The organism is Segeticoccus rhizosphaerae (assembly GCF_009192725.1).
Lineage (GTDB): Bacteria > Actinomycetota > Actinomycetes > Actinomycetales > Dermatophilaceae > Segeticoccus > Segeticoccus rhizosphaerae.
This window is the reverse complement of sequence record NZ_VOHR01000194.1, coordinates 1-7,413: the sequence shown is the minus strand read 5'-3', so window position 1 is coordinate 7,413 and position 7,413 is coordinate 1. Positions and strand designations below refer to the sequence as shown.

8 protein-coding genes are annotated in these 7,413 nt (G+C 71.1%); 3 read left to right on the top strand and 5 right to left on the bottom strand.

The features are described from left to right. Window positions 1–519: ArsA family ATPase (locus FRW57_RS14475; RefSeq protein ID WP_152186321.1), on the bottom strand; the 519-nt coding region annotated here is incomplete at its 3' end. A gap of 8 nt (window positions 520–527) precedes the next feature. Then, window positions 528–971, bottom strand: coding sequence for an SRPBCC family protein (locus FRW57_RS14470; RefSeq protein WP_137121032.1), 444 nt, complete (start codon window positions 969–971; stop codon window positions 528–530). A gap of 182 nt (window positions 972–1,153) precedes the next feature. On the opposite strand from FRW57_RS14470, the gene FRW57_RS14465 reads away from it, so the two are divergent. Further along, entirely contained in the window at window positions 1,154–2,950 is a 1,797-nt protein-coding gene (locus tag FRW57_RS14465) for an AMP-dependent synthetase/ligase (protein ID WP_152186320.1), read from the top strand. Here the strand turns inward: FRW57_RS14465 and FRW57_RS14460 are convergent. Further along, window positions 2,929–4,179: an alanine--tRNA ligase-related protein gene (locus FRW57_RS14460; protein ID WP_137121030.1), complete on the bottom strand. Its 1,251-nt coding sequence runs from the start codon at window positions 4,177–4,179 to the stop codon at window positions 2,929–2,931. The two genes, FRW57_RS14465 and FRW57_RS14460, sit on opposite strands and share 22 nt — an antisense overlap. Before the next feature lie 314 nt (window positions 4,180–4,493). On the opposite strand from FRW57_RS14460, the gene FRW57_RS14455 reads away from it, so the two are divergent. Then, on the top strand, window positions 4,494–5,267 hold the full coding sequence (locus tag FRW57_RS14455) for an NYN domain-containing protein (protein WP_238384595.1): 774 nt from the start codon (window positions 4,494–4,496) through the stop codon (window positions 5,265–5,267). Window positions 5,268–5,322: 55 nt separating this feature from the next. Here FRW57_RS14455 and FRW57_RS14450 read toward each other — a convergent pair whose 3' ends face one another. Continuing rightward, a complete protein-coding gene (locus FRW57_RS14450; protein ID WP_152186319.1) occupies window positions 5,323–6,648 on the bottom strand; it encodes a gluzincin family metallopeptidase in 1,326 nt (441 codons plus the stop codon). Window positions 6,649–6,914: 266 nt separating this feature from the next. Then, complete coding sequence (locus tag FRW57_RS14445; protein ID WP_137121027.1) at window positions 6,915–7,133, bottom strand: hypothetical protein; 219 nt, start codon at window positions 7,131–7,133, stop codon at window positions 6,915–6,917. A 148-nt stretch (window positions 7,134–7,281) separates the two neighbouring features. Here FRW57_RS14445 and FRW57_RS14440 point away from each other — a divergent pair. After that, window positions 7,282–7,413: glycerate kinase (locus FRW57_RS14440; protein ID WP_203230341.1), on the top strand; the 132-nt coding region annotated here is incomplete at its 3' end.

Genomic DNA, 7,413 nt, shown 5'->3' with positions numbered 1-7,413 from the left:
AGCTGCGGCCGGCCGCAGCGCCCGCCAAAAGCCGCGACTCGCCGGCGCCAGCCGTTCGAGGTGCCAGGCGAGCGCCTCCGGCAGGGAGAGCAGTCGCAGCGTCTCGGCCGTCGGGGCGCAGTCGACGACCACGAGGTCCCACGGGCCGGACACCACCTGCTCGCGCAGCTCGAGCAGTGCGACGACCTCCGGCGCGCCCGGCAGGGACGCGACCTCTTCCGCCATCACGGGGTCCATGCCGAGACCGTCCAGGACGCGCACCAGGTAGGCCTGCACCCCGCGCCACGACTCCCGGGCCACGCGCTCCGCATCCACGTGCATGGCGAAGAGTCCCGGCTCGACCTGTGTCGGAGACTCGGGACCGTCCAGGCCGATCTCGAGGGCGTCGCCGATGGAGTGCGCCGGGTCGGTCGACATCACCAGCGTCTTGACCCCGTCGCGTGCCGCACGCACTGCGGTCGCGGCAGCCGTCGTGGTCTTGCCGACGCCTCCCTTGCCGGTGAAGAGGATGACCCGCACGGGCGTGCTCAGCCCTCGGCCCGCTTCTTGAGCTCCTGGAGGGCGGTGCCGATGATGACCTTCTCGGCCTTGCGCTTGAGCATCCCGATCATCGGGATCTTCACATCGACCGCGAGCCGGTAGGTCAGGTGCGTGCCGTCACCGACGGCGCCGAGCGTGTAGGAACCGTTGAGCGCCTTGAGCACCTGGGCCGACACCAAGGTCCACGAGACGGCGCCCTCGCCGCTTTCGTCGACGTCCCAGTCGTAGTCGAGGACGTAGGTGTCCTTGATGGCTCCGGCGTCGAGGGTGAACTCGACCTGGTCCGCCCACCCGTCGCCGTCCTCGGCGAGCACCCGCGTCTGCTTGACCTCGCTGGCCCACTCCGGGTAGTGCTCGAAGTCGGCGATGATGTCGAGCACGACTCCCGGAGCGGCGTCGATGACGATGCTGGACTCGGTGCGATCGGCCATGCGCCGAAGGGTAGCGTGCGGCCCGGCTCGCGGGCGCCCCGACCGGACCAGCCGCGGCCCAGCCTCGTCTCGGTCACCGGACACCGCCGCACCGCTGGATGCCTGCCCGGCCGGGACCGAGCCACCGGTCCCTAGGATGTGGGTGGCTCACCGCCCACCGCAGGCACGAGGAGGTCACGTCGATGGAACGAGTCGTCGCCCCGCTCGTGACCCCCACCCGCGAGGGCACGCTGTCCGACCTGGCCGAGCGCGACGCCCGCGAGCACCCGGATCGCGTCGCCTTCGCCCGCCGCGATGGTGCCGGCTGGAGCGATGTCACCAGCGCCCAGTTCCACGGTGAGGTCCGCGCGCTCGCCAAGGGGTTCGTGGCGGCCGGCCTCGAGGTGGGCGACCGCGTCGCGATCATGAGCAAGACGCGTTACGAGTGGACGCTCGCCGACTTCGCCGCCTGGACCGCCGGCCTCGTGCCGGTCCCGATCTACGAGACGTCGTCGGTCGAGCAGGTGAAATGGATCCTGGAGGACTCCGGGGCGGCGGCGATCGTGCTCGAGACGACCGCCCACGCTGCGATCCTCGCCGAGGCGAGGGAGGACCTGCCCGGCCTGCGCGACGTCTGGCAGGTCGACTCCGGCGGCCTGGACGAGGTGGCGATGCTCGGGTCGGACATCACCGACGAGCAGCTGGACTCGCGCCGCGAGAGGCTCGACCGCGACTCGATCGCGACGATCATCTACACCTCTGGGACGACCGGGCGCCCGAAGGGCTGCCAGCTGACCCACCAGAACTTCATGGGCCTCACCGAGAACACGGTGGAGCGCCTGGCGGAGGTGGTCCGGGCCCAGGACGCCAGCACGCTGCTGTTCCTGCCCCTGGCCCACGTGTTCGCCCGGTTCATCGAGGTGCTCTGCGTGGCCGCCGGGGCCCGGATGGGGCACTCCTCCGACATCAAGAACCTGATGGCCGACTTCGCCAGCTTCCGGCCGACCTTCATCCTCGCGGTGCCCCGCGTCTTCGAGAAGGTCTACAACAGTGCCGAGCAGAACACCACGGCCGAGGGCAAGGGCAAGATCTTCGCCGTCGCGGCCGACACCGCGATCGCCTACAGCGAGGCGCTCGATCGCGGAGGACCCGGGGTCGCCTTGCGGGCCAGGCACGCGGTCTTCGACCGGCTCGTCTACGGCAAGCTGCGCGCCGCGATGGGCGGCAAGGTGCAGTATGCCGTGTCCGGCGGTGCTCCACTCGGGCCTCGCCTGGGTCACTTCTTCCGTGGCATCGGGCTGACCATCCTCGAGGGTTACGGACTGACCGAGACCACCGCGCCGGCCACCGTGAACACGCCGGACCTGATCAAGATCGGCACGGTGGGACCGCCGCTGCCCGGTGCGGGCGTCCGGATCGCCGACGACGGTGAGGTGCTGCTCAAGGGCGTGGGTGTCTTCGCCTCCTACCGCGGCGAGGAGCAGGCGACGGTGGACGCGATGCAGGACGGCTGGTTCCACACCGGTGACCTCGGAAGCCTCGACGAGGACGGCTTCCTGCGGATCACCGGACGCAAGAAGGAGCTACTGGTCACCGCCGGCGGCAAGAACGTCGCGCCCGCCGCCCTCGAGGACGGTCTGCGGGCCCACCCCCTCATCTCCCAGTGCATGGTGGTGGGCGACCAGAAGCCGTTCATCGCCGCGCTGATCACGCTGGACGAGGAGATGTGGCCGACCTGGTCGAAGAACCATGGTCTCGAGGACGTCCCGTTCGACCTGGCCCGGACCCAGGAGGCCGTCCACGAACAGGTCCAGCAGGCGGTCGACCAGGCCAACAAGGCGGTCAGCAGGGCGGAGTCGATCCGCACCTTCCGTATCCTCGCCGGCGACTTCACCGAGGAGAACGGCTACCTCACGCCCTCGCTGAAGCTCAAGCGCTCGGTCGTCATGAAGGACTTCGCGAAGGACGTGGAGCAGCTCTACGCCGGTCCCAAGCCCTGACGGTGGTCCTGCCCAGGCAGCTGCTCACGACCCGACTCGTGCTCCGCCTCCGACTCCGACAGCACCCCGAGCACCAGGTCGCGCGGCAGCCCGTGGGTGTCGTGCAGCTCGAACAGGTCTCGCTCGGTCAGCTCACCGCGTGAGCGATATCGCGACACCACCGACCGACCGCGTCGCAGGAGGCGGTCGAACCGGTCCTGCTCGTCCATCAGCAGCCGGCGCACGACGCGCGCGTCGACCTGCTGGCCCTCGACCGGTTGGCCGAAGTGCTGCAGCGTCACCTCGATCAGCGTTTCGGGCAAGTCCGACAAGGTGTGCGACCGGTCCTGCCGCCACAGCCGGGTCAGGACGCGACGCAACAGGCGGCGCAGCACGTAGCCGCGGCCCGAGGAGGACGGCCTGACTCCGTCGCCGACCACCACGACCGCCGAGCGCAGGTGGTCACAGACCAGACGCAACGAGGAACCGACCGGCCACAGCCCCTGCACCGTGCTGACCCACGGCTCGAGCAGGTCGGTCTCGTATACGGATTCGCGGCCCTGCAGCACCATCGCGAGCCGTTCGAGCCCCATGCCGGTGTCGACGCTCGGTCGCTCCAGCGACTCGAGCTGTCCGTCGCCGCGGCGGCGGTAGCGCATCAGGACGTGGTTCCAGACCTCGACCCACCGGTCGTCCGTCGTCGGGGTACCACGCGGCGGGCCGTTGCCGGTCCAGACGAACACCTCCGTGTCCGGCCCGCACGGTCCGGTGGCCCCGCTCGACCACCAGTTGTCCTCACGGGTCGGCTCGACGGGCACGCCGAGCTCCTCCCAGACCCGCCACGACTCGGTGTCGGGGCCGACCAGCCCGTCACCGCCGAACACCGTGACGTGCAGCAGAGCGGGGTCGAGCCCGAAGCGCTCGCAAAGCAGCTCGTGGCCCCACCGCACGCTCTGCGGCCCGGAGTAGTCGTCCAGCGACCACGACCCCATCATCTCGAAGACCGTCAGGTGGCGGGAGTCGCCAACTTCCTCGAGGTCGGTGGTGCGCAGGCACCGCTGCACATTGACGAGCCTGGGCCCCTGCGGGTGCGGGCGGCCCTCCAGGTAGGGCGTCAGCGGGTGCATTCCCGACGTGGTGAACAGCACCGGGTCTCCCGGAGGCGGGACAAGGGTGCTGCCCGGGAGCGGCTGATGTCCGCGTTCGCGGTAGAAGTCGACGAACGTCATACGGATCTGATCTGTGTCCATGGTGGTGGCCTTTGCTTGGGGCGAGGAGCGGACCTCGCGGACACCACTGATCCCGTGGCGACCTCGGCGATCCGATCCGGTTCGCCGAGGTGACAGGTGGAGAAGGTCAGCAGGCGGCGACCGACGAGCGGGCGGCTCGAACGGTCGCGGCAGCGTGCACGAAGACCTTCATGACCACAACGGTAGGGCGCTCGACGGCAGTGCCGCCACGGGTTTTGCCGTGTGACCGGTTCCGGCCCAGCGATCGGCGATCGCTACGCTGCCTGCACCGGTGTGCCCCCCGGCCACCGCGTCCCAGCTCCCCGGAGGCGACCGTGCCCACCCCCAGCGACTCCCCCAAGCTCGCGGTGCTGATCGACGCCGACAACGCGCAGCCGAGCGTGGCCAGTGCCCTGGTGGACGAGATCGCGAAGTATGGCGTGGCGTCGGTGAAGCGCGTCTACGGCGACTGGACGACGCCGAACCTCAAGGGCTGGAAGGACGCGGCGAACGTCCACGCGATCCAGCCGATCCAGCAGTTCGGCTACACCAAGGGCAAGAACGCGACCGACAGCGCGATGATCATCGACGCGATGGACCTGCTCTACACCGACCGCTTCGACGGGTTCTGCCTCGTGTCGTCGGACAGCGACTTCACCCGGCTGGCCTCGCGGCTGCGGGAGTCGGGGGTGACGGTCTACGGCTTCGGCGAGCGCAAGACGCCGCAGGCCTTCGTGTCGGCCTGCGACCGGTTTGTCTACATGGACGTCCTTCGCTCCGCGTCCGCCGCCGACGTCGAGCCCGAGTCGCAGGAGCACGCGGCGGGCGCCAAGCCCACGAGCAAGGAGCTCAAGGCGGACGCCCGACTCGTCACGCTCGTCCGTTCCGGGGTCGAGGCGGCCTCGGACGACGAGGGCTGGGCCGATCTCGGCTCCGTCGGTTCGCACATCGCCAAGCAGGCGCCCGACTTCGACCCACGCAACTGGCGCTACTCGAAGCTGGTCGACCTGGTGACGGCGATCGGGCTCTTCGAGGTCGAGCGGCAGACCCTGCCGGACGGGCGCTCCACCACGGTCCGGCTGCGGGAGAAGGGCAAGCGCTCACGCTGACTGCTGCGCTCAGTTGCTGGGGTTCGGCGTCGTCGGCGACGCCGAACCCCAGCAATTAGTGGGACAGCCGGTGCAGGTCGGTGAGCCACGCCGCAGTCAGCTGGTCCTCGTCGACGCCCAGCATCTCGGGCACCGCGCGCCGCACGGGGGTGCCGGCCGCGACGGTGCGGTAGAGCCGCAGCAGTGCCGCCTCGCCGTGCGTCGTCGCGATGTGGCGACACAGCAGCCACGCGGCCTGGTAGCTCGCGGCGAGGTCGCGGACGCCTGCGCCGAACGCGGAGTCGGGTGGCACTCCGATGGGTCCGACACCGGACCGGACCCTGTCCAGCAGGTCGGCGGCGATCGCCTCAGGCGGCAACGCGACCGCGCGGTAGGCGAGGTAGTCGGCCAGCCCCTCCGACAACCAGAGCGGGACGGGCGCAGTGGTGCTGGCCCTGGTGGCCACGTGTGTGACCTCGTGGGTCACCACCGCGGCCCGGCCCTGCGCTGTCAGCTCCGACCAGGTGGCCGGACGCACCACGACCTGGTCAGCGCTCGCCCGGCCGTCGGCATCGATCGGACCGGTCGTCACTGCTGCGACCTGGCTGGTCGTGGCTGCCGACGTCGTCTGCCCGGTCAGACCGGCATACTGCTCGGCGGTGGCCGGGACGATGAGCACCGGTGCGCGGCTCCAATCGGTGCCCCACTGGCGGTCTACGAGCTGCACCGCCCGGTCCGCGAGCCGCGCGTAGCCTCGCAACCGGCGGAGCGCGGCGTTGCCCACCACCAGGCTGGAATGGCCGCGGACCACCCGCATGCCGGGCAGGTCCCACGGCACCGAGACGCGGGGCGAACGGCTTCCGTCCGGCAGGGGCAGGAGCGCCGGGCCCCCGGCACCACCGACCGGGCGGCCGAGCACGAAACGCTCCCGGAAGGTGCGCGGTCCCCCGAAGCGGCCGAGCGCATACGTCCCCCGCACCTCGACGACCCTCCCGGCGGCGGTCGCCCCGCTCGAACCGGTGGATCCCGTCGACCCGGTCGACGCGGCCGGGCCGGGCCCTCGCTCGGTGGCACGGGGTCGGAGCAGCCTGGCCGAGTCGTAACGGAAGAGGGTGAGCGGCAGCTGCACGATCCGGTCGAAGACGGCGGCCTGCTGGTCTGCGATGCCCTGGCGGGCGGCACCAGGCATGCCCTGGGGCGATGTCGGACCGACGGTCGCCAGCCAGGCGGCACGATCCTGCGCCCGGATGGCGGCTTCCCGGCGCTGCAGCAGGGAACGCACCCGGCTTTCGGGCTCCGCGGAGCCGCCTGCCACGGGCAGCTCCACCAACGCGCTCGACCAGCTGCCACGAACCGTGGAGGCGGTGCGGCCGGCGGTTGCCTGCGGAGTCGGCGCAGCCACGGAGGGAATGGAGCCGGCGTGGCTCAGGAGTGAGGGAGCCACCGGGTTCGGCGCGGACCGACCCGGTCGGGGCTGGTGCTGGGCCGGCCCGCTGGCCGTGCCATCCCCTGTGCCGGGAACCAGCAGGAGCATCGGGGCCAGGCAGAGCGCGACCAGCGCGGTCGCAGCACGCCTGGCCACAGTCACGGCGTCATGCTAGGCGTCCGCTGCAGGAGACGACGCTGAACGGCTTCGTGCAGGCGCGCGACCGCCTCGGCGGAGGTGAGTCACCCCACCGCCCGGAACCGGTCCCACGGCTCGCGGCGGGCGCTCAGCCCGGACGCCTCGGCGGCGGACACGAGCCCCACGTCGACGAACGTCGAGACCGCGGCCAGCTCGGCGGAGTCGAGCGGCAGCTCCGCCGACACGGGCTCCAGCAGCGCCGTCACCATGCACTCACCGCAGCGGACGTCCCTCACGGGGCAGGTCTGGCAGTCGACCAGCATGTCGGGCTCCTTCTCTGGTTGGGTCGGTGGACCTCGGTCGTCTCGGCGTCGCGACACCTCGCGGTGTGTCGGCGCTGGTCCAGACGCTAGGACCGAGGTCTGACACCGCCCCCTACGATCGGCGCAACCACTCTTCCTGGAGGCTGTGATGAGTCGACTGCACGTGTTGGCGGCGCCGGACAAGTTCCGCGGTTCGGCCACGGCGACGGAGGTGGCCGCCGCCGTGGCCGCTGGAGCCCGGCGTGCCGGCTGGGACTGCCGGCTGCTGCCCATGGCCGAC

What these genes read in the sequence shown, in the direction of transcription:
- FRW57_RS14460 (WP_137121030.1), bottom strand. Translation starts at nt 4,179, where the DNA reads ATGGACACAGATCAGATCCGTATGACGTTCGTCGACTTCTACCGCGAA.
- FRW57_RS14470 (WP_137121032.1), bottom strand. Translation starts at nt 971, where the DNA reads ATGGCCGATCGCACCGAGTCCAGCATCGTCATCGACGCCGCTCCGGGA.
- FRW57_RS14445 (WP_137121027.1), bottom strand. Translation starts at nt 7,133, where the DNA reads ATGCTGGTCGACTGCCAGACCTGCCCCGTGAGGGACGTCCGCTGCGGT.
- FRW57_RS14465 (WP_152186320.1), top strand. Translation starts at nt 1,154, where the DNA reads ATGGAACGAGTCGTCGCCCCGCTCGTGACCCCCACCCGCGAGGGCACG.